The following is a 21,375-nucleotide window of genomic DNA, read 5'->3' as shown; positions in this document are numbered from 1 at the left end:
CAGCTTTCGGTAATATTCCCGCTTCGATCACCGGCTGTCAGGCCGGACGCCGGAATTCGTTCTCCACCCACGCCGACGCGCTCGCCTTGCTGAGCTTGAAGCCCGGCGCGACCTGGACTTGCGCCAGTTGCTCGCCGAAAGCGTCGAGCGCGGTCAGGAGCGCATAGGGTTCGTCCTCGTCGGGCACGATGTCGAGCGTGATGTCGAGTTCGTCGCTGCCGTCCGCGCTGGGCACGCGCACTGCCTTGTGAAGCTGCGCGCGTAGCTGCTGCTCGTGGCGGCGCAATACCTCGGAGGCCGTTTTCACGAGCGTGTTGAACGCCGCGGTGTCGAGCGGCTTCGGGTCCTTCTTGTTGCGGCCCATCGTCCATGGGCCGACGAGCGCCGGCTCCGCTTCGCCGTCCTTGATCATTTCGACAGCCCAGCCTTCGTCGTCTTCGTTCTTGATGACGCGCGCGGTCCAGCCGTCGTCGCGCCAGAGGCGGTCTTCGTGCACCGCTTCGAATGCGTCTTCGGGATGCGCGGCGTTCACGGCGGACGCGGCTTCCGTCGCGGAATCAGCAGCAGGGTCGGACGAACGAAGGATGGGGTCGGTCATTGCGGATTCACTCACTTTCACAAGGCATGGACATAGTCGAGCCTGCGATTTTACCCGCCTCGCGTGCGCGGAACATCGCACTCTGACGAACGGACAAGTCTCTGCGGGCATCTCACGTTTGAAACGCGAGCGCGAAAGTCATGACGGAGGCGGCCCGTCATGCAGCGACGTTTCAGCTTGTAACGGAAGTGACGCAGCGAACCTGTGCTCGGTATACTCGGGCGTCCGCATTTGCATCGGGCCTCCAGTTCCCGCCCCTACCGGGACGCCGACGACATCGCCATGAAACGAATCTTCCTGCTTACTCCCGCTGCCGCTCTGATTGCGACGCTAGCTGCTTGCGGTTCGTCCAACGGACCTTCCGCGCACGACCCGTCGCAGCCCATGATTTACGTGTCCTCGCAGCATGCGCCCGGCTATATCGCGAGTTGCCTGCAAAGCCGCCTGTCGCGCGTGCGCCTCGCGCGCGTGGGCAGCGCGACGGAAATCGCGGTCGGCTCCGACTCGAACAATTCGTACTTCGTCACGCTGACGCCGTCGAACGCCGGCGCTGTCATCAAGGTGATGCGTCCTGCCAATGCACCCGACGATCCGCCGGAACCGGAGATGCGCTTTACGATTGCGCGCTGCGCGACGTAATGGTTGGGTCGGGAGTGCGCTGCATTCCTTTCCTCTCTACCCTGCACCGCTTTCTCCCATGGCATCCAGCAACGCGCACCACGCGACCGGTTTCGCGGCCGGCATCATTGCCGCGGCCCTCGTGGTACACACCGGCAACAGCCACGACAGTCTCTTTTATATCGGGGTACTAATGAGCTTCGTCGCGGGCGTCGCCGGCAGCACGGCGCCCGACTGGCTCGAAGTCGCATGGTGGTCGCGCACGCGCCGCTTGTGGATTACGCATCGCACGTTGACGCATTGGGGCATCGGCTGGATGGCATTGCTCGCGGTTTCGTATCACGAACTCGGGCATTCCCTCTATGCGGCGCCCGCATTCGGCTTTGCCTGCGGCGGGCTGATGCATCTGCTCGCCGACTGGCCGAACCCGCTCGGCGTGCCGTGGATCGCGGCACGGCATTCGTTGAACCTATGGAACAGCGGGCACTGCGATCTGATCGTGGTCGCCGCGTCCTTTGGGGCGGCGTGGTTTATCGGCCGGCATGTTGGGCTGCCCGGCCTGCATGGGCTCGCCGCGCTGAAGCATTGGCGGTTTTGAATCGCATGCCAAGGCCGGGCGTCGCGACACACCGCAGCAATGTTTATCGACGCGTCGCCGCCGCGTAGTTCGCAGGGGTCACGCCCAACAGACGCACGAAGGCGCGCGTCATGTGACTCTGATCAGCGAAACCCGCCGCGGCAGCCGCATCGGCGAGCGATACGCCGCGTGCTATCAGCTGCCGCGCCAGCACCACACGCCGCTGCATGCGATAGGCGTGCGGCGGCAGACCGGTTTCATGCGCGAAACTTCGTAGTAACTGGAAGCGGCTGATGCCTGCTTCGTCGGCGAGATCGGCCAGGGTCAGCGGCGCGGACGGATCGTCGTCGATGCGCGCTTTGGCGCGCGCAATCGGCCCACGCGAGAGCGACGACGACGCGTGCGCGTGATGGCTTGCGTCACGGCCCAAATTGCGCCCCACATCGCGGCCTAAATCGCGGCCTAAAGCGCGCCCCACATCGCGACTCGCATGCGCGGACAGCAGGTGCGCGATCAGCGCGAGCAACGCCTGCTCGCGCGCGAGGTCGTCGCCCGCGTCAGACGGCTGCACCGCTACCGCGAATAATCGTTCGAAGAGAAGCTTGAGCAGCGGGTCATGCACGACCGGCCGTGTGAGTTCGACCTCGCGCGTCTGCACGCCGCCCAGTTCCGCCGTGGCGCCGGCCAGCATCGACGGCTCGAAATACAGCATGTGCCACGCGCGGCCGCGCTCGTCGAGCGGGCTGCCGTCGTGCACTTCCCCTGGATTGACGGTGATCACGTCGTTCATGCGCGCTTCGACCGGCCCGCGGCCGCTCGCCGATTTATGCCCGCCGCTGACGATCAGCCCCACGCCGAAGCGATCGTGGGAATGACGCGGAAACGCACGCGCGGTTTCGGCTATCGTCGCCTCGACGCCCGCAATCGCGCAACGGGGCATGTGGACGCGGCCACGCGTTCCGTTGCGCGCAGGCATCAGCGTCGCCCTTCGTCGCCGCGCTCGCCTTCGCGAATCTTGCCTTGCGACACGCTGCTGCCGGGCGGCACGCTATGCGTGAGCCACACATTGCCGCCGATCACCGAGCCGCGCCCGATGGTCACGCGTCCGAGAATGGTCGCGCCCGCGTAGATCACGACGTCGTCTTCGACGATAGGGTGCCGCGCATTGCCCTTGATCAGCGTGCCGTCGACATCCGCGGCAAAGCTCTTCGCACCGAGCGTGACGGCCTGATACACGCGCACATGCTCGCCGATGATCGCCGTTTCGCCGATCACGACGCCCGTGCCGTGGTCGATGAAAAAACTCGGACCGATGGTGGCGCCCGGGTGAATGTCGATACCGGTAGCCGAGTGCGCGATCTCGTTGATGAAACGCGCGAGCAGCGGCACGCCGAGCCGATGCAGCGCATGCGCGAGCCGATGATGCGTCATCGCCCACACGCCCGGATAGCAGAGCAGGATTTCGGTGATGTGCTGCGCGGCCGGGTCACCGGTGAAAGCAGCCTGAATGTCGCTCACGAGCAGCGCGCGAATGCCCGGCAACTGCGTGCCGAACTCGCGGGCCACCTCGAAGGCACGCTCGCGCAATTCGGCTTCGGGCGTCTGCGCGTGCTCGGGAAGAAACCGCAGCGCGCGGCGAATCTGTTCGGCGAGCAGGCGCAACGTGCTTTCGAGCGTATGGCCGACATAGTAGTCAACGGTTTCGTCGGTCAGATCGGGCGCGCCGTAGTGCGTGGGAAAGAGCGCTGCGCGCAGGCCGGCGACGATGCCGACCACCGCTTCGCGCGACGGCAACTCGCGAATGCCGAGCGGATGCCGCGTGCGATGCAGTTCTTCACGCGACGCGCGCAGGTCCGCGACGATCTGTTCGAGGCCCCAGTTGTGGGAAGGCACGTTAGGCATAAAAAGACAGCGCCGTGCGCCGAGGCACGGTATCGAGTGATGGTCCCGAGAGATTACCGCGTTTTGCGGACGCTCGCGCAGGGCAGCGCGAAGTGGCTGCGCGCGTTCAGATAGTCACGCTGCTCGCGTCGATCCAGCGCACCGCCCAATCGCGCGCATGGGCGATGGCCGTGGCTTCGTCGGGAAAGCGCAGGTCGGTCGGAAAAAAACGGTTGGCGACGAGCTCGCCGTCGCTCGACCGCGAGATGACCACGTACGGCTGCCAACTGCCGTCACCCGCGCGTGCGGGTGCGCAATTTAACAAATAGCCGCGATGTGTGAATGCAGCATCGAAGTGCATAGGTCACCCGCCCTGACGGCCCCGTAGAATGTTTTAAGTCAGCCCGCGTTCCTCGCGCCGCACCGGAAAAAGCGGCGGATTTCCGCACAGTAGCACCGGCGCAGTACAGATTAACTTCGCTCGAACCGCCCTCCTCCTGCCGGAGTATGATCATACTCTGTAGAAAATGCGCGTTCATTAAAAAAATCGAAAGACGCGCGAACGCAATCGCCTTGGAAAGGGAACGGACCTTGCTCTCCGGCACCCTGACTTCTTGAAAGGAGAATGCATATGAACAGCCATATCGACAAGCCAACGGACGCGCGCAAACTCGCGGGCATGAGCCGCCCGTGCAGTGCGGAGCTCTACAACGACCGCACGCACGACAGCACGGTCGACACCGACGGCAAGAACCATGAAGCGGCGCGCATTGCGGGCCAAAGCCCGATCGCCGTCGATGAAATCACCACCAGCAACGCAACGCTCGTCAACAGCGTCCCCGAAGCGCTCGACGGCATGGCGGGCTTCGACAGCCGCGTGGGCGGCAATCATCTGCTGCTTGCGCTCGAGCCGGGCTATACCGTGATCGACAAGGGCATGTTCGAGCCAGAGGCGCTGCATTCAGCCGACCCGCTCTTCGACTATTCGCTTGCGGGCGAAAATCGCCGGGAACGCGGCCGGGTCCATTACGCCCTTAATCATTTGCGCCCCACACGCGTGATCGAAATACATCGCGTGAAATAATCATCTGAATCGCACCCGCGTTTGAATCACGGCGCAGCAGCCCATTTGTCGGCGGATAACTCGGGCGCGCGCTGTTTAAATAGCGATGCGCTAGCGAGGCGCATTTTTATCGGCCGCTCGCGGGATTACAAACCGAGGGTTGCAAGACCTGCTCGCGAGCGGAGCTTTATCCTGCTCCGCCACGCGGCGCACAATCTTCACGTCTAACTCAACGGAGCGGTAGATGAAAAAGATCGTCGTCATCGGCGCAACCGGCACACTCGGCCGGGCGGTGAGCGCGGAGCTGAAGGCCCGTCATGAAGTCATCGAGGTCGGCGCGACGCGCGGCCAGTATCAGGTGGACAGCACCGACCCGGCGAGCGTCGAGCGGCTCTTTCGCGAACTCGGCAAGGTGGACGGCGTGGTGACCACCATCGGCAAAGTGCATTTCGGACCGCTGCCGCAAATGAGCATCGAGCAGTTCTGGGTCGGCCTGCGCGACAAGCTGATGGGGCAGATCAACGTCGTGCTGGCCGGCCAGAACTATGTGAACGACGGCGGCTCCTTCACGCTGACGAGCGGCATTCTCGCCGACGAGCCGATTCGCGAAGGCGCCAATGCGACGACTGTGAATCTGGCACTGGAGGGTTTCGTGCGCGGCGCGGCGATCGAACTGCCGCGCGGCATCCGCATCAACGTCGTGAGTCCGACGGTGCTGAGCGAATCGATGGAAGGCTACGCGCCTTACTTTCGCGGCTTCGAACCGGTTACAGCGCAGCGCGCCGCACAGGCGTACTTGCGCAGCGTCGAAGGCGCGCAAACGGGCCGCGTCTATCGCGTCGGCGACTAATCTTCGGACGATGCGGCGTTCGCGCACTGCGATGCGCGTGCGCCGCTAGTGCTTCTGCTCCTTCACGCGCGAGACGATCTGCGTCGGGCTTACGAACTGCAGCGCGATCAGCACCCATATGAGCGTGATCGCCATGTAGATCATCGCCATCGCGTCGATGGACTGCGGCGCGCGCACGCCGGTTGAAAACACCGCGTAGTACAGCGCGACCACGAGGGTTTGCGTCGCCGGTCCGGCCGTGAAAAACGTCAGCTCGAACATGCCGATGGTGCGCACGAGCACGAGGAGCGCGGCCGCGAGCATGCCGGGCACGAGCAACGGCAGCAGCACGTAGCGGAAGTAGCGGAACGTGTTGGCGCCGAAAATGCGCGCCGCCGCTTCCAGATTCGGATCGATCTGCTCGATGAAGGGCGTCATCACCAGAATGACGAAGGGCAGCGCGGGCACGAGATTCGCGAGTATCACGCCGCTCAGCGTGCCGGCCAGCCCGACCTTGTACATCACGGTCGCCATGGGAATGCCGTAGGTAACGGGCGGCACCATCAAGGGCAGCAGGAAAATCAGCATCGCAAGGCGCTTGCCGGGAAACTGCACGCGCGCGAGTGCATACGCTGCGGGCACACCGAGCAGCACCGAGAGCAGCACCACCGCGCCGACCACTTCGACCGTCACCCACAACACGCTCGCCAGCTGGAAATCGCTCCACGCCTGCGCATACCAGTGCAGCGTGAAACCCTGCGGCAGCAAGGTGCCGAACCAGCGCGTCGCAATCGAATTGACCGCCACGGTCGCGATCAGCAGCACGACGTTGGCGAGGAAGAACACCATCGCACCCCACACGAAGACACGCCACACGCGGCCGGGCATGCTCGCGCGCTGCTTCGCGCGCTTGCCGGGCTCGCGCGCGTCGTCGCCCTGGTGGCTCGGTGGCGACGCGGACCACGAAGCCGGCGCGCCGCGATGCTCGCTCGTCATCAGCCTTTGCCTCCTGTCGCCGGACCGCTATAGAACAGGCGGCGCGCGCCGAGCATCGCAGCGACCACCAGCAGCTGCACGAAACCCATCACCATCGCGATCGCAGAGGCGAGCGAATAGTCATAGCTTTCGAACGCCGCTTCCGCGGCCGCAATCGACATGACGCGCGTCGGTCCGGCCGGCGCACCGAGCAGCACCGCCGATGGAAACACCGAAAACGCCTGCACGAACGAAAGACACGCCGCCATCGTCAGGCCCGGAACCAGGAGCGGCAGATAGATGCGCAAGAACTGCTGCCACGGGCTCGCGCCGAGCGTCGCGGCGGCGCTCGCGAGCGTGGGGTCGATGCCTGTCACGTACGACAAGGTCAAAAGGAATGCGAACGGAAACCCCGACACGATCAGCGAGATCAGCACGCCCCAGAAGTTATGCGTGAGCCGCACTTCGCTCGTGTACAGATGCAAGCCTTGCAGAGCCTGCGGAAACCAGCCGTTCGGCCCGAAGTAGGTCAGCATGCCGTCGGCGATCAGCACGGTGCCGAGCGTCACCGGAATCACGAGCAAGGTGGTGACAAACTTCTGATAACGCGAATGCCGCCGCAACGCGAATGCAACCGGGACGGATACGCCCACGTTGATCAGCGTGGCCGGCACGGCGAGTTTCAACGTGACGAGGATGGTCGGCCACATCGACGTGTCGGTGAAGAACGTCAGATAGTTGGCCCAGGCACTGCCGCCGTTCATCGGCCGGAACGAGAGCGCGAGGCCGTACGCGAATGGGTAGATGAACAATGCGACGATGAAAAGCAGCGCCGGCGTGACGAGCCACGCCTTGCCGTCGCGCTGTCGTGCGGTGGCGGCCGGCGCAACGGGCGCGGGAAACGTGGGTGAATTCATGCCGGCTCTGCGTCATAGACAAGCGTGCGCGACGGCGGCACACGCAAGCTGATGTGCTGGCCTTGTTCGAATTCGCCGGCCACGCGCGCCCACAAGTCGCCGAATGCCGTCTTCACGCGCAGCAGCGAACTGTTGCCGCCGTATTCGACCACACTGACGAGCGCGTCAAACGCATTCTCGGCGTGAGGCTCCGCACGCTCCATGTCTTCCGGACGCAGCGCGACGCTCACGCGCTTGCTGTCGAACCCGGCCATCGGCGTGCCGATCAGACGCACGCCGTTTGCGCTCACCACCACGCCCTCGCCTTGCGTGCCTTCGAGCATGAACTCGGCGACATTGCGATAGCCCATGAAGCGCGCGACATGCAGATTGCGCGGGCGCGTGTAGACCTCTTTCGGCGTGGCGACCTGCTGCACCACGCCCTCTCTCATCACGACGATGCGGTCGGCCATTGAAAGCGCTTCGTCCTGGTCGTGCGTGACATAGAGCGTCGCACGTTCGAGCTGGCTATGAATGCGCCGGATCTCCGCGCGCATTTCGATGCGCAGCTTTGTGTCGAGATTCGACAGCGGCTCGTCCATCAGGATGAGCGGCGGCTCGATCACGATGGCACGCGCAATCGCCACGCGCTGTTGTTGACCGCCGGAGAGTTGTCCCGGCAGCTTGCGTTCGTGTCCGACAAGCTGCACGAGTTGCAGCGCCTCGCGCGCGCGTCGCATGATTTCGCTTTTGCCGACGCCGCGCATCTTGAGACCGAAGCCCACGTTGTCGAGCACGCTCATGTGCGGAAACAGCGCGTAGTTCTGGAACACCATGCCGAAGCCGCGCTTTTCCGGCGGTAACACGTCGATACGTTGATCGTCGAGCCAGATGCCGCCGCCACTTAGCGGCTGCAAACCGGCAATGCAGTTCAGCGCCGTCGATTTGCCGCAGCCCGAAGGTCCAAGCAACGCGATGAACTCGCCGCGGCGAATGTTCAGATCCAGCCCCTGCAGCGCGGCAACGGACTGCCCTTCGGCATTTGTGAAACTGCGGCTCACCGAGTCGAGCCGCAACTGCTCAAAGTGATGCTTCATGGCGGTTCCCTGATGCGCGTGAACCGTCACGCGCGAATCGCACTGGCGTGTGTGTTCAGTCGCGGCCTATCAGTCTGGTCATTTGGTTTTCTGCGCACCGACTTCCGTGTCCCATTTCCTGAACGCGGCGACCATGGCGGCTGCGTTGAGCGGCAACGCATGCGGGCGCTCGGCCAGCAGCTTCGCGTACTCCGGCCGGCCGTACTTCTTCAGGACTTCCTGGCTATGCGCGGGCGCCTGTGCTTCCGTTAAGCCCTTGATCGCCGGGCCCGGATAGAAGTAGCCGTCGTCGTAGGTCATGGCCTGCTGCGCGGGCTCCAGCATGAAGTTCATCAGCTTGTAGAGCACCTCGAGCTTTTCCTTCGGGACGCCCTTCGGAATGACCATGTAGTGGGCGTCGTTGACCCACGTCATGTTGTCGAACGCCTGCACGCGGAAGTCAGCTGGCACGATGCCGAGCGCGCGCGGATTGATGTCCCAGCCCGTCACGGTTACGGTTATGTCGCGCGTCCCTTCGCCGAGTTCCTTCATGACCGCCGACGTGCCGCCCGGATAGTAAGGAATGCATTCGTTCAGTTGCTTGAGGAAAGCCCAGGTCTTGTCCCAACCGTTGATCGGGTCTTGCGGATTCTTGTCGCCGAGCACATAGGGCAAGCCCATCAGAAACGTGCGCCCCGGCCCCGAGTTGGCGGGACGCGCGTAGATCAGCTTGTCCGGATGGGCCTTGCACCATTGCAGCAGTTGCTCGGGCGTCTTCGGCGGATCGCTGACTTTCGCGGGGTTGTATTCGAGCAGCGGCCCCGCCGGCATATACGCGACCTCGAGGCCGAAGCCTTGCGCGAGATCCTGCATCTTGCGGGGGCCGGGCGCGTATTTGTCGAGCACACCCGGAAATTGCGCCGCATTGTCGGGCAGCAGCTTCGTCCACAGGTTCTGTTCGATGCCGGCCGCGAGCGCGTCGGTGCCGGTCAGCACGAGGTCGATGTCCGAGCGGCCGGCCCCCTGCATCGCCTTGATCTTGCCGGGCAATTGCGGCGCGGGCGCGTTGGTATAGGTGATATTGGCGACGAGGTTCGGATACTTCGCCTTGAAGGCCTCGAAGCCGTTGCGCGTGAGTTGAAGATCGCCGGCTACGTCGACGATATTGAGGGTGACCGGATCCGCCGCGGAGGCGGCGGATGCCGATGCGAACGCGGCGCTCGCCGCAAGACAGAGCGACACCAGCCTGAGCGACAACCTGTGCGAAACAGTCATTGCGTCTCCTCGCCTTTTAGTATGAAGTCCGCCGGTCCACCACCCCGTGCGTCTCTTTCAACCCTTGCAACATAGCGAAGCGGAACAGCCGATGTCAAGCAAATATGCGCGACCGCGCTTTCCCGTAGATTGCCGTGATGTTGGGCCGAAGGCCTTTGCCTTCAATGATTTGGCGCGGTTGTATACGAGGGCAAACCCCGATCGGCTGCGTGGCCGATTGGCACGCGGCGCGCTTGTCAGGCAACTGTGCGGGGCTTGTCCGCGCGGCGCCGCGTTGCTAGCGCCCCTCGGTCTCAGCCGCCACGCACGCCCTGCGTGTTCACATAGAGCGAATAGAGGCCGTGACTTGCCGCCATGAAGAGCCGGTTGCGATGACGCCCGCCGAAGCACAGGTTCGCGCAGCGCTCGGGCAACGCGATGTGGCCGAGCGGCTCGCCTTGCGGCGTGAAGACGCGCACGCCGTCGAGTTCGTCGGTGCCCATGCCCCAGCCGCACCACAGGTTTCCGTGGATGTCGACGCGAAAGCCGTCCGGCGTGCCAGGGCCTGCGTCGATCAGCACGCGGTTGTTCGAGAGCGCCGCCCCGTTGCCGTCGGCCACGACGTCGAACGCGCGGATCTTGCGCGGCTCGCCGCGCGATTCGACGACGTAGAGCACGGACTCGTCCGGCGAAAAGGCGAGGCCGTTCGGTCCGAGGACGTCGTCGGCCACCATGCTGACTTCGCCCGACTGGCCGTCGATGCGGTACACGCACGCCGGCAGCTCCGACTCCTGCTTCTCGCCCTCGTAGAAGCTGTCGATGCCGAACGTCGGATCCGTGAACCAGATCGAGCCGTCCGTTTTGACGACCACGTCGTTCGGCGAATTGAAGCGCTTGCCGCGATAACGATCCGCCAGCACGGTAATGGCGCCGTCGTATTCGGTGCGGGTCACGCGCCGCGTTAGATGCTCGCAGCTCACGAGCCGGCCCTGCCGGTCGCGCGTATGTCCATTCGCATTGTTCGACGACTGGCGGAACGTGCTGACCGCGCCGCTCGCTTCGTCCCAGCGCAGGATGCGGTCGTTGGGAATGTCGCTCCACAGCAGATAGCGGCCGTCGCCGAACCACACCGGACCCTCGGACCAGCGCGCGCCCTGATACAGACACTCGACGGACGCCGACGCAAGAATCAGCGACTTGAAGCGCGGGTCGAACACGCGCACGGAAGGATCGGGATAGCGTCGGCTGGTGTCGGTCATGCTGTCTCTAGGTGGAGGGGTTAAGCGGTTGCGGCCCGCGCGCGTAGTCTCTTTCGAGCGCGAGCAGCGTGCGCGCCGCCTCAGCGATCTTCGCATGATGTTCGGACGGCGTCGAACTGAGCAGCGGCAGCAGTGGCCCCATGTCGGCGAGCTGCGAGAACGTGAGCGCGTCGTGCAGCACGCGGATCAGCGAAATGTCGTCGCGCAAGGTTTCGAGCGGCAGAAAGGCGTCGTATAAACGTTGCGCGGCGTCGCTGTCGCCCGATTTCACCGCGTGCAGCAAGCCCGTCACCATGCGCGGCGCGATGCAGCCCGAGCCCGTCGTCCATGCGGCGAGGCCGAACTCGCGCATGTGCACGAGCGCAGGCCGCTCGCCCATGCCCGACACGATCTTGCCGGCCGGCAGATGTTCCAGCAGCCGCCGGAGGTACGGATCGTCCGACGGATTGTTGCGGACGATCGCATATTTGACGGCGAGCAAGGTGCCACGTTCGACGAGGCGCGCGAGCGTCTCCACCTCCACGTAGTCCTCGCTTTTGAGGTACAGCGTGAGCGGCATGCCGGCCGCGTCGGCGATGCGCGTGAGGCCTGTTTCGACGCCCTCCGACGTGGTCAGGCCCGCGAGCGGCAGCACCATGGCCGTGCGGTAGCGCGTCTGCGCGAGGATGCGCGCCTGGTCGAGCATTTTTCCGTAGTCCGGCCCGATCGCGGGAATCACCCGTGTCCCGGGCCCCGTGATGCCGGACAACATGTCTAACAAATCCCCATATTCGCTAACGGCCACGTGATACAGATTGGCGTTACCGCCGTACAGGAGCGTGCGCACGCCGCCCGCCTCGATGTGGCGGACCAGCGCGGCGTTGCGGTCGGGATCGAGTGTATGGTCGGTGCGGCGCGCGAGCGGCGGCACGGCCATGACGGACGCGGCAAGCTCACTGTCATTGAAGGGGGATACGTTCATAGGGCAAACACCGGATTGAAGGCAGGCGGCCCCACGGTAGCATTCGCCCCGACAAGTTGTCAAACAACCGAACCAGGCATCGGATGACGCGAAGGTCTCGCGTTCGTGACGAAACGTCCGGACATCCCATGCCGTTTTTTGTATGACAATAGTGCTTGGGCTTAAATCGCGGAGAAAGGTGCTTCACGCAGAATCGGCAATGCCGGTAAATGCGGCGATTTGGCGAATAACGTTATTTTGCCCGCTCAATTGGCATTAGCCGCGGCGTCGCGTCGACCCGATAGGCGCAATATGAGCGCGACAGCGTTGCTGCAGGGGACTTAAAACGCCGTCGCGCGGTACCGCTCGAATGTGACGCCGGGATTAACGCCCGCCGACAAATGCAGCCCTGCGCATTGCGGACCACTTTTTAGTGATAGATTGTGCGCATTAAAGCAGTCGCACATAAAAACCTACGCAAATAACCGTGTTGAATATTTGCGAGTCTGAGAGAGTCGAAATTGTCGCTACATTTTATCGAGCAGATGGCGCCGCTACTGGACGCCGCCGACGAGGCGGAATGGTTCAGCGCAGTCGCGGGCCTCGCCGAGACGTGGGGATTCGACCGGCTTCTGGTTGCGATGCTGCCGCGCCCGACCATTCGCCTTGAAGACGCCTACGTTCGCAGCACCTATGCGCCCGAGTGGCGCCGCACCTACGACGAGCAGGGCCTCGTGCATATCGACCCGACAGTCGCGCATTGCGCGACGCGTTCCACGCCGCTCGTGTGGTCGCCGGAAATTTTCACGACTGCACCGCAGCAGTCCATGTATGAGGAAGCCCGCGCCCACGGCCTGCGCGCGGGCGTGACATTGCCGATTCACGGCCCGAATCAGGAAGCGGGCATGATGTGCTTCGTGAACGACGCCAGTCCGACCGACACCTTCTGGCGTCATATCGACGTGGTATTGCCGAATCTGGTGTTATTGCGCGATCTGGTGATCGACACCAGCCAGCGCCATTTGAATACCCATGCGCAGACGCTGTTACCCAAGCTGACGCCGCGCGAACGGGAATGCCTTCAATGGACCGCGCGCGGCAAATCCACGTGGGAGATTTCCCACATCCTGAACTGTTCGGAAGCCGTGGTGAACTTCCACATGAAAAACATCAGGACGAAACTCGGCGTGAATTCGCGGCGCGCGGCAGCCGTGATTGCGACACAGCTCGGGCTTATTGACCCGGGTTGAACAACGAGGCAGCGTCGCGGCTGTGCATGACGCGCTCCGCGCGGCCGAGGTCGGCGTCCGAAACGGTCTTGGTGAAGTAAAGACCCAGCAGGATGGAAACCGGCGCCGGGATTTCCGCACCGGACTCGAAGCGGCTGCCGCGCGACTGCGTGACGCCGAAGCGGGCCCAGAAACGGCGCTGGCTCTCTTTTTTCTTCTTGCGGTAAGCAATGATCAGAACGCGGTCCACCGCCGTGGAAGGCTCGGCCGGACGAGCTTGGAGGCCGGTTTGCGGTTGCCAGTGATTGTCGAGAAGTTCCATTTTTGTGTCCCGTCGGTTGAGTGCTGTTCCTGTCTCAAATTCTGCGTTATCCGATAAGCATGCACACCTATCCAGGTAGATAGGTGGCGGAACGATTCAGAATGCATAAGTTTTCCTGCGTATTGGTTTTCCCCAACACGTTCAGGAGAACGTCATGCAAACAGCGATCCGGATTGGAATGCGTCAGGAGTTCGACAACGAGGACATCAATGAGATGTACCGCCTGCGGGCGCGGGTGTTTCACGGCCGGCTGGGCTGGGATATTCCGACCATAGCGGGTATGGAGATCGACGGCTACGATGCGCTCGGCCCGCATTACATGCTGATTCAGGGCGACGACCGGCGCGTGCGCGGCTGCTGGCGGCTCATGTCCACCGAGGGGCCGAACATGCTCAAGGACACCTTCCCGCAACTGCTGCACGGCGCCGCGGCGCCGGTTGGGCGGCACATCTGGGAGTTAAGCCGCTTTGCGATCGACACGAGCGGCGAGGAAAAGTCGTTCGGCTTTGCCGACCTGACGATGCAGGCGATCCACGAGCTCGTCACGTTCGCCGACCGCATGGGCATCACGCGCTATGTGACGGTGACCACTACGCCGATCGAGCGGCTGTTGCGCAAGACCGGCATTGAGATCGACCGGCTCGGCTCACCGCTGCAGATCGGCGTGGAACGCGCGGTGGCGCTGGATATCGCAGTCAGTCCGAAGACGCGCACTGCACTGTTCGGGCCGATGGCCGCGGCGGCTTAGCTCCTCGGCCGCTGCGCTGCTGTGCCGCGTGCGGGTCGGCGCGGCTCGCCGCTGCTGTGCCGTCGTCTGGCGCCGGCCTGCAACGACGAAAGCGGCTCAGACAGCACCACGCGGCAACCGTGCGCCCCCGCGCACGGCGAGTCGCGCGAAGCCGCTTACGAACCGAACATCCGCTCGAGCGCATTTTCCAGGTGCGCTCGCATCGCCTGCCCCGCCGCCTGCGGGTCTCTGCGGCGAATCGCGTCGAGCACCGCCCGGTGCTCGGCCTGCACGAGGCGTTGGCGCTCCACCGTTTTCACGAGCGAAAGATTGCGCGACAGATTCATGCTGAAGACGATCTGTTCCTCGATGAACGACATCACCGTGATGAAAAAGGGGTTTCGCGACGCGCGCGCCACGGCGAGGTGAAACAGGAAGTCGTCATGGGCGCCGATACCGCGCGTCTCGATGATGCGCTCCAGCTGTTGCCACGCCTCTTCGATGGCGGCGATGTCGGCGGCGTCGGCCTTCAACGCCGCGTGTTCCGCCGCGCCGGTCTCGGTGACGATGCGAAATTCGTAGCAGCGGCGGATGTCGGACAGCGTCTCGAGCGGCGCAAAGCGCCGCACATCCGGGTCCGGACGACGCGCGACCGTCGTGCCCGAGCCATGGCGCGTCACGATGATGCCGTCCGCGCGCAGCCGCGCGAGCGCCTCGCGCACCGTGGGCCGAGACGTCGAGAATCGCTCGGCGAGCGCGTGTTCGGTGGGCAACCGCTGGCCCTCCTTGTACTCGCCTTCGAGAATGCGATTCAGGATGTCGCCGTAGATCTTGTCGGGCAAGCCCGTCGTTTTGCGCTCGTTCATCGGCCGGGCGGATGCTGCTTGTCAGAGTAGATTTCCGATTGTAAGGCAAACCCCGGCGGCATTCGCCGCGTGTCGCGTCGCCGCGATGGCGCGGCAAGCCGTCGCGCCTCGCGTGAACGTGGGCGGACTCCTTGCGCCGCGCGTCAAAATTGGTGAACCGCTTGATTGACATCCTGTCCGAACGCGGGTTGATGAACCATCATGGAAGCTCGCAACCTGACGTGGAGTGAATATGTACACACGCATTCTTGTAGCGGTCGACGGCAGCCAGACTTCGCGCCGCGCCTTCGAGGCGGCGCTCGCGCTCGCCAAGTCCACAGGCGCGCTTTTGCAGCCGTTTTATGTCGTCGAAAACACGCCCTTGTACTTCGAGGCGCCGGGCTACGACCCGTCGGTGCTGCGCGAGCGTCTCATCGAAGAAGGCAAGGAACTCGGCGTGGAGTTTGCGCGCGACATGGACGCGCAAGGCGTGAAGGGCGAGATCGTGGTAGGCGAAGCCGCGTCGCTCGACGACGTTTCAACGGCCGTGCTGCAAGCCGCCGCCGACTTCAACGCCGATCTGCTCGTCATGGGCACGCATGGCCGACGCGGCTTTCGACGCCTCATTCTCGGCAGCGTCGCCGAGCGTTGCGTGCGCCAGGCGCGCTTGCCGGTACTGCTGATTCCGTCGGCAGCAGGCAAGCCGTCCGACGATGCGCACGCGCAGGCCTCGTCCTGAACGCACCCCTGCCGCGAGCGGCACGCAGCATCAGGACGGCCCGCCTCGTTGCAATGCGCGATGCGTAACGTGATCCTCCAGCAGGCGCCGCATCGTGGCAAGCAACACCGGGCCCTCCACCGGCTTGCGCAGAAAGCCGTCGAAGCTGACGAAGGCAGGCGGGCTCGGCTCGCCCGAGACGAGTATGAAAGCGACGTCGGCGAGACCCGGCAGCGTGCGCAAGCGGTGGCACAACTCGCTGCCCGACATCACCGGCATGCGCCAGTCGGCCACCACGACGTCGACGGGTGCGGCCATGAACTGCGCGAGCGCCGACTTGCCGTCGAGCGCGGTTTTCACATCGTAGCCCTCGGCGGCGCAGATCATGCTCCATGCATCGAGCGCCTCGGCGTCGTCATCGACCAGCAATACGGTTGTCATGTGCCCTTGTCCTATCGCTTCGACAACCTGCTTCGCAACGCGCATGCCAACACGCGCCGCCCTGCTTGCAGCGCGCTTGCACAAGATGTGCACGACGCTTGCACGAGCGTCACGCGCGCCGCCAGCAGGAAAGCGAAGCCGGAAACGGCGAGGCTGCCGCCGCGCGGCACGATGCATTGCCGCTCACGACACCCTCGCCTGTTGCGCGCCTGCTTCTGTTAACAATAGCAACTCAACGGCAACCCGGCAGACCAACTGCTTGACTTTGCAACTTCACGCGCGCGTCAGTGCCGCCGCGACGAGACGCCGCTGCTCGTCGCGATGCGCGCGTATCGACGAATGCGCGCCCGACGGGCTCTCGCGCCGGCACACGTCGACGATGCGGCAGTTCGCCGGCGCCGCCTGCTGCAAATGATCGCGCACGAAATGCCATGCGCCGTGGTTCTTTTCCTCTTCCTGCGCCCACACTACCTCGGTGAGCTTCGGGAAAGCGGCGAGTGCAACCGCAAGCTCGCCTGTCGGGAACGGGTACAACTGCTCCACGCGAACGAGCGCCGTTCGCGTGTCGCCCGAGGCATCGCGCGCCGCCAGCAAGTCGTAGTAGAACTTGCCGCTCGAGAGCACCACGCGGGTCACGTCATCAGGCGAAGCAACGCCGCTGTCGTGCAGCACCGGAGCAAACGCGCCGCCGATCAGCTCGCCAAGCGGCGAATGCGAGCGCATGTTGCCGTACAGCTGCCCTTTCGGCGACATCACGACGAGCGGCTTCGGCTCCGCGCTCAGTGCCTGCTCGCGCAGCAGGTGGAACCACTGCGCGGAAGTCGATGGCATCACGACCTTCATGTTGCCGCCGGCGCACAGTTGCAGAAAGCGGCTGACGTATCCCGTCGAATGCTCTGGACCGACGCCTTCGTGGCCGTGCGGCAGCAGCATCGTCAAGCCGGACGGCTGGTCCCATTTGTACTCGCCCGGGGCGATGTACTGATCGATGATGACCTGCGCGCCGTTCACGAAGTCGCCGAACTGCGCTTCCCAGATGGCCAGCCGCGAGCCTGTCTGCACGCTGTAGCCGTATTCGAAGCCGAGCACGGCTTCTTCGGTCAGCGGCGAGTTGACGATGTCGAACTCGCCCTGATGCACGCCGAGGTTTTGCAGCGGCACATAAGGCTCGACCGCGGGCGCCGCGCCGCCTTGCGAATGCCAGACCGCATGACGGTGCATGAACGTGCCGCGCCCGACGTCCATGCCGGAGATGCGCACGCTGTGCCCGTCGTCCAGCAAGGTCGCGTAGGCCAGGTTTTCCGCGAAGCACCAGTCGACGGCGGCGCATTCATCGGCGACGCTCTTCTGCCATTTCGCCGTCACGTTGCGCACGAAATCGTGCAGCTGCACTTCGGGCGGCGTGCGGATCAGCGCCGCGGTCAGCGACTGCACGCGCGCGAGCGACAAAGGCCGCGTGCGCTTCGTGCGCTTATTGCGCTTCGTGGGCGGCGTCCGGTCCGCACGCGGCCGCGACAACGTTTGCGCTGACGGCGTCTGAAGATGCTGCAGGGACTCTGCGCGCAGCGCCTCGAGTGGCGTCTCTTCGCCGATCGCCGCGTGATACAACTCGGTGACCGTCGGATGCGTCGCTATGGCCGCTTGTTGAAACGGCTGCGTGAGCGCCGGAATGTCATGCTCGGAGTGACCCAGCCGCCGGTAGCCGATGAGGTCGATCACGATATCCGCCTCGTGCTCCATCCGGTATCGCAAGGCAAGCTTCGCCGCCCGCATCACCTCGTCGGGACGGTCGGCATTCACGCGAATCACGGGCGCGTCGATCATCCGCGCAATGTCGGTGCAATACGACTGTGCTTCGGCGTCCATCCGGTTCGGCGTCGTAAAGCCGATCTGATTGTTCACGATCACATGGACCGTGCCGCCCAAGGCGTAGCCGTCCTTGCGCGTCATGTTCAGGGTTTCCATCACGATGCCCTGCCCCGCGAACGCCGCATCGCCGTGCACGACGAGCGGCAGGCAGCCGAAGCCGCGATGCTCGTCCTGATACGCGCGCGCCATGCCGCTCACCACCGGATACACGCTCTGCAAGTGCGACGGATTGGGCGCGAGGAAGATCGCCACGTCGCCGTCGGGCGTCTGCTTCACTGTGTTGCCGCCGAGGTGGTAAGGCAGGTCCCGCTGCACGGCCGCCGCCTCCGAATCGGGATCGAGGCAGGCAAGCAGCGTCGCCGGATCAACACCCATCACGTTGACGAGCATGTTCAGCCGCCCGCGATGCGGCATGCCGGCGAACACCTGCCTGACACCCTGGGCCGCAGCCTGATCGACGATTGCTTCGACGAGCGGCACGAGGCTCTCGCAACCTTCGAGCGAGAAGCGCTTCGCATGTTCGAAGCTCGCCGCCACGTGTCGCTCCCACATCTCGGCGCCCACGAGGCGGCGCAGCAGACGGCGGCGCTCGCCGCGCGCCGGCAACGGCGCCAGCTGCTCCGCCTTGAGCCATGCGGACAACTGGGCGCGGCGCTGCGGATCGCGAATGCCGCTCAAATCGAGGCCGATCGCGCCGCAATAGACGCGCCGCAGTTGCCGCTCCAGTTCATGCACCGCAGCCGAGGGCGGCAGCAGCGGGTTCTCCGCGCCGATCGGCTGTGCCGGTTCGAGCCCATGAAACACGGGGTCGAGTTCGGGCACCTCGGGCACGGCCGCAAGATGCAGCGGATCGAGCGACGCCTGGCGGTGACCGTGCTGACGGAAGGCGTCGATGAAGCGCCGGACCTGCAGCGTCCGCGCGACCGGCGACAGGTCGCCTGCCGGTTCGAGAACCGCGCTGGCCGGCGAGCGGGAAAGAACAATCGATTCAGAAGAGACGTGGGACATGGTGGATAGCGTGCGGATGAAATCGTTAATTGGATTTCGCTGTCCACGTCCGGATGCTCGGGGCAACAGGCGCCCCTCGACGGCAGCGCGGCACCTCGCCGCGACCTTCGGCAGACAGCAAAACGGGAAAGAACGCCATGCGGGTGCGGGCTTGCCGTAGCGCTCCGTCTTCGGTTTCTTATCGAGCCGGTCCGCGCGACCGGCTCGTGTCTCCGTCCGTTGCCTGCCTCGACTTCTACTGGGCTGTCACGAGCCACGCATTGGCGTCGCTCATGTCGTTCGTGCGATGCACATGCGAGTCGGGTGCGGCGCGCCGCACCCTGGACGCGCCGTGGTCGAGTTTGAAGGTGCTGACGGTGTGAGTAAGCTGCTGCGCCTGGTCCTGCAAAGCCTGCGCGGCCGCGGCGCTCTGTTCGACAAGCGCGGCGTTTTCCTGCGTGACCTTGTCCATTTGCGTGACGGCGTGGTTGATCTGCTCGATGCCCTCGCTTTGCTCCTTGCTCGAGGCGCTGATCTCGCCCACGATCTCGGTCACATGGCGAATGCTCTTCACGACTTCGCTGATGATCTGCCCGGCTTCCTCGACCATCTTGCCGCCGGTGCCGACCTGATTCACCGAGTCGGCGATCAGCTCCTTGATCTCCTTCGCCGCGACGGCGCTGCGCTGCGCGAGGCCGCGCACTTCGCTCGCGACCACGGCGAAGCCGCGGCCGTGCTCACCCGCGCGGGCCGCTTCCACGGCGGCGTTGAGCGCGAGAATGTTGGTCTGGAAGGCGATGCCGTCGATCACGCCGATAATCTCGACGATCCGGCGCGACGACTCGTTGATCGCGCTCATCGTGCTCACGACCTGGTTCACCGCATCGCCGCCCTTTACTGCGACGTCCGAAGCGTTCGACGCAAGCTGGTTCGCTTCGCGTGCGTTGTCGGCGTTCTGCTTGACCGTCGAGGTCAGCTGCTCCATCGCCGCCGCCGTTTCTTCCAGCGAACTGGCCTGATGCTCGGTGCGGCTCGACAGATCCATATTGCCGCTCGCCACTTCGCGCGTCGCCTGGCTGATCGTGTCGGTGCCCTGGCGCACTTGCGCGACGATGCCGTGCAGATTGCCGGTCATGCGTTCGAGCGCGCTCAGAAGACGCCCGACTTCGTCGGTCGAGTCGATCTGCAATTGATGCGTGAGATCGCCGGCCGCGACCGCTTCGGCGAGCACCACCGCGCGGTTGATCGGCCGCGTGATGGTGCGCGTGATGAAGATAGCGGTGGCAATGGCGATTACGGTTGCGATCAGCGCGAGAAGAATCATCTGCAGCTTTGCGCGATGCGCCTCCGCGACGGCATCGGCAACGTCGTGCGCCATGCGCTCGGCCCGCACGTCCACCATTTTGTCGACGAGGACGTAGTAGGCGTCTTGCAGACGCGCCATGTCGCCCTGATAGACGTCGCGCGCTTCCTGCTGCTGGTTCTTGCTGACGAGATCGAAGAAGCTCTTGACGCTCACGCCGTAGGCCGAACGGGCGTCGAACTGCTGCTTGAAGAGCGCCTTGGTTTCATCGCTCGTCAGGTGCTTTTCGAGTTCGGCATACGCTTGCGCGTTGGCTTTGCGGATGGCCGCATAGTCGTCCATATATTGCTTGGCTCTGTCCGGCGACGTGGTCAGCAGCAGATTGCTGAGAATGCCGTTTGCCTTGTAGCCGTTGCTCTTGATCTGATTGCTGAGCGCGATCAGCGTGTAGCGATTGCTGACGATCTCGTCCATCTTCGTGTTGGTGGACTCGAGATGCTCGATGCCCACAACCGCCGTGCCGACCAGCAGCACGACCATCAGCGCGAAGGCTGAGCCAAGACGAACCCCGATTCTTAAATTCGAAATCTTCATGTGTCTAATTCCTTACCCCAACCGCACGATCCAAGTTGTCGCGAAGCGCGCGCCGGCCGCGGCATGGCGGCGTCGCGCGGCGCTTTAGCGTGAAAACCTCCGCCCCTCTGAAGGCAATTCACTTCAATGACGCCGGAAGCCCGGCGGGCGCCGGCGCGGGCGCGTGGAATCCGCCCCTTTCTCGTTGCCGTCGCTTTCCTCATACGATATGACGACAAAAAATCCTAAACCTTGAGAGCGTCGGCACGAGAAAGTGAAAAATTCGCCAAACGTTTGCGAGGGCGTGGGAAAGCCACCGTAGGCGGGAAAGGTTGAGTAAGCGTTTTTGCGATTAGGAAGATGCGCTCAGACGCTTCTGCGTCGCGCGCGCGGCT

The 21,375-nt window shown here is 64.1% G+C and carries 22 protein-coding genes; 7 read left to right on the top strand and 15 right to left on the bottom strand.

The features are described 5' to 3' along the window. Nucleotides 1–37 precede the first annotated feature (37 nt). On the bottom strand, nucleotides 38–598 hold the full coding sequence (locus HV711_RS00560) for a hypothetical protein (RefSeq protein ID WP_013590834.1): 561 nt from the start codon (nucleotides 596–598) through the stop codon (nucleotides 38–40). 204 nt (nucleotides 599–802) lie between these two features. Between HV711_RS00560 and HV711_RS00555 the strand changes: the two genes are divergently transcribed. Both HV711_RS00555 and HV711_RS00550 read left to right on the top strand, forming a co-directional pair. Further along, complete coding sequence (locus HV711_RS00555; RefSeq protein WP_244142613.1) at nucleotides 803–1,237, top strand: sugar ABC transporter ATPase; 435 nt, start codon at nucleotides 803–805, stop codon at nucleotides 1,235–1,237. Between the two features lie 58 nt (nucleotides 1,238–1,295). Further along, entirely contained in the window at nucleotides 1,296–1,814 is a 519-nt protein-coding gene (locus HV711_RS00550; protein ID WP_035476564.1) for a metal-dependent hydrolase, read from the top strand. Between the two features lie 43 nt (nucleotides 1,815–1,857). Here HV711_RS00550 and HV711_RS00545 read toward each other — a convergent pair whose 3' ends face one another. From HV711_RS00545 to HV711_RS00535, 3 genes are all read right to left on the bottom strand, one after another. Continuing rightward, nucleotides 1,858–2,769, bottom strand: coding sequence for an AraC family transcriptional regulator (locus HV711_RS00545; protein WP_035476566.1), 912 nt, complete (start codon nucleotides 2,767–2,769; stop codon nucleotides 1,858–1,860). Continuing rightward, a complete protein-coding gene (gene epsC, locus HV711_RS00540) occupies nucleotides 2,769–3,695 on the bottom strand; it encodes a serine O-acetyltransferase EpsC (RefSeq protein ID WP_013590842.1) in 927 nt (308 codons plus the stop codon). Before epsC ends, HV711_RS00545 begins: the two co-directional genes overlap by 1 nt. Nucleotides 3,696–3,801: 106 nt before the next feature. Next, nucleotides 3,802–4,035, bottom strand: coding sequence for a hypothetical protein (locus tag HV711_RS00535; RefSeq protein WP_013590843.1), 234 nt, complete (start codon nucleotides 4,033–4,035; stop codon nucleotides 3,802–3,804). Nucleotides 4,036–4,305: 270 nt separating this feature from the next. On the opposite strand from HV711_RS00535, the gene HV711_RS00530 reads away from it, so the two are divergent. Further along, nucleotides 4,306–4,758 carry a DUF3005 domain-containing protein gene (locus tag HV711_RS00530; RefSeq protein ID WP_028360594.1) on the top strand — a complete coding sequence of 151 codons (453 nt, stop codon included), beginning with the start codon at nucleotides 4,306–4,308 and terminating at the stop codon, nucleotides 4,756–4,758. A 223-nt stretch (nucleotides 4,759–4,981) separates the two neighbouring features. Next, nucleotides 4,982–5,587: a short chain dehydrogenase gene (locus HV711_RS00525; protein WP_014972314.1), complete on the top strand. Its 606-nt coding sequence runs from the start codon at nucleotides 4,982–4,984 to the stop codon at nucleotides 5,585–5,587. A 45-nt stretch (nucleotides 5,588–5,632) separates the two neighbouring features. Here HV711_RS00525 and HV711_RS00520 read toward each other — a convergent pair whose 3' ends face one another. The 6 genes from HV711_RS00520 to HV711_RS00495 all read right to left on the bottom strand — a co-directional run bounded on the left by HV711_RS00520 (nucleotide 5,633) and on the right by HV711_RS00495 (nucleotide 11,987). Continuing rightward, nucleotides 5,633–6,562, bottom strand: a complete 930-nt coding sequence (locus tag HV711_RS00520) for an ABC transporter permease (RefSeq protein ID WP_013590846.1) — start codon at nucleotides 6,560–6,562, stop codon at nucleotides 5,633–5,635. Further along, a complete protein-coding gene (locus HV711_RS00515) occupies nucleotides 6,562–7,458 on the bottom strand; it encodes an ABC transporter permease (RefSeq protein WP_035476569.1) in 897 nt (298 codons plus the stop codon). Before HV711_RS00515 ends, HV711_RS00520 begins: the two co-directional genes overlap by 1 nt. After that, entirely contained in the window at nucleotides 7,455–8,534 is a 1,080-nt protein-coding gene (locus tag HV711_RS00510; protein ID WP_035476572.1) for an ABC transporter ATP-binding protein, read from the bottom strand. The genes HV711_RS00515 and HV711_RS00510 overlap by 4 nt, the downstream gene beginning before the upstream one ends. A gap of 78 nt (nucleotides 8,535–8,612) precedes the next feature. Beyond that, nucleotides 8,613–9,788, bottom strand: a complete 1,176-nt coding sequence (locus tag HV711_RS00505; RefSeq protein WP_035476575.1) for an extracellular solute-binding protein — start codon at nucleotides 9,786–9,788, stop codon at nucleotides 8,613–8,615. A 293-nt stretch (nucleotides 9,789–10,081) separates the two neighbouring features. After that, nucleotides 10,082–11,026, bottom strand: a complete 945-nt coding sequence (locus tag HV711_RS00500; RefSeq protein WP_028360591.1) for an SMP-30/gluconolactonase/LRE family protein — start codon at nucleotides 11,024–11,026, stop codon at nucleotides 10,082–10,084. Nucleotides 11,027–11,033: 7 nt separating this feature from the next. Continuing rightward, a complete protein-coding gene (locus HV711_RS00495; RefSeq protein WP_035476578.1) occupies nucleotides 11,034–11,987 on the bottom strand; it encodes a dihydrodipicolinate synthase family protein in 954 nt (317 codons plus the stop codon). 524 nt (nucleotides 11,988–12,511) lie between these two features. On the opposite strand from HV711_RS00495, the gene HV711_RS00490 reads away from it, so the two are divergent. Beyond that, nucleotides 12,512–13,216 (top strand): helix-turn-helix transcriptional regulator, encoded by a 705-nt coding sequence (locus tag HV711_RS00490; protein ID WP_028360589.1) that lies wholly within the window; start codon nucleotides 12,512–12,514, stop codon nucleotides 13,214–13,216. On the opposite strand, the gene HV711_RS00485 is transcribed toward HV711_RS00490, so the two are convergent. After that, entirely contained in the window at nucleotides 13,200–13,517 is a 318-nt protein-coding gene (locus HV711_RS00485; protein WP_028360588.1) for a helix-turn-helix domain-containing protein, read from the bottom strand. The genes HV711_RS00490 and HV711_RS00485 overlap by 17 nt on opposite strands. Before the next feature lie 154 nt (nucleotides 13,518–13,671). Here HV711_RS00485 and HV711_RS00480 point away from each other — a divergent pair, with 154 nt between their 5' ends. After that, the gene (locus tag HV711_RS00480) at nucleotides 13,672–14,265 is read left to right on the top strand and encodes an acyl-homoserine-lactone synthase (RefSeq protein ID WP_035476581.1); all 594 of its coding nucleotides are present in this window, start codon (nucleotides 13,672–13,674) and stop codon (nucleotides 14,263–14,265) included. 155 nt (nucleotides 14,266–14,420) lie between these two features. Here the strand turns inward: HV711_RS00480 and HV711_RS00475 are convergent, their stop codons facing one another. Next, nucleotides 14,421–15,110: a FadR/GntR family transcriptional regulator gene (locus tag HV711_RS00475; protein WP_013590855.1), complete on the bottom strand. Its 690-nt coding sequence runs from the start codon at nucleotides 15,108–15,110 to the stop codon at nucleotides 14,421–14,423. A gap of 232 nt (nucleotides 15,111–15,342) precedes the next feature. Here HV711_RS00475 and HV711_RS00470 point away from each other — a divergent pair, with 232 nt between their 5' ends. Further along, nucleotides 15,343–15,828, top strand: a complete 486-nt coding sequence (locus tag HV711_RS00470; RefSeq protein ID WP_035476584.1) for a universal stress protein — start codon at nucleotides 15,343–15,345, stop codon at nucleotides 15,826–15,828. Between the two features lie 30 nt (nucleotides 15,829–15,858). Here the strand turns inward: HV711_RS00470 and HV711_RS00465 are convergent, their stop codons facing one another. From HV711_RS00465 to HV711_RS00455, 3 genes are all read right to left on the bottom strand, one after another. After that, nucleotides 15,859–16,248, bottom strand: a complete 390-nt coding sequence (locus tag HV711_RS00465) for a response regulator (RefSeq protein WP_013590857.1) — start codon at nucleotides 16,246–16,248, stop codon at nucleotides 15,859–15,861. A gap of 273 nt (nucleotides 16,249–16,521) precedes the next feature. Beyond that, on the bottom strand, nucleotides 16,522–19,125 hold the full coding sequence (locus tag HV711_RS00460; protein ID WP_035476586.1) for a 2-oxoglutarate dehydrogenase E1 component: 2,604 nt from the start codon (nucleotides 19,123–19,125) through the stop codon (nucleotides 16,522–16,524). A gap of 235 nt (nucleotides 19,126–19,360) precedes the next feature. Then, nucleotides 19,361–21,001 carry a methyl-accepting chemotaxis protein gene (locus tag HV711_RS00455; protein ID WP_035476588.1) on the bottom strand — a complete coding sequence of 547 codons (1,641 nt, stop codon included), beginning with the start codon at nucleotides 20,999–21,001 and terminating at the stop codon, nucleotides 19,361–19,363. Between the last annotated feature and the right edge of the window lie 374 nt (nucleotides 21,002–21,375).

Origin of the sequence: Paraburkholderia phenoliruptrix (genome assembly GCF_902859825.1) — a bacterium.
GTDB lineage: Bacteria > Pseudomonadota > Gammaproteobacteria > Burkholderiales > Burkholderiaceae > Paraburkholderia > Paraburkholderia phenoliruptrix.
This window is presented reverse-complemented; position numbering and strand designations above follow the sequence as displayed.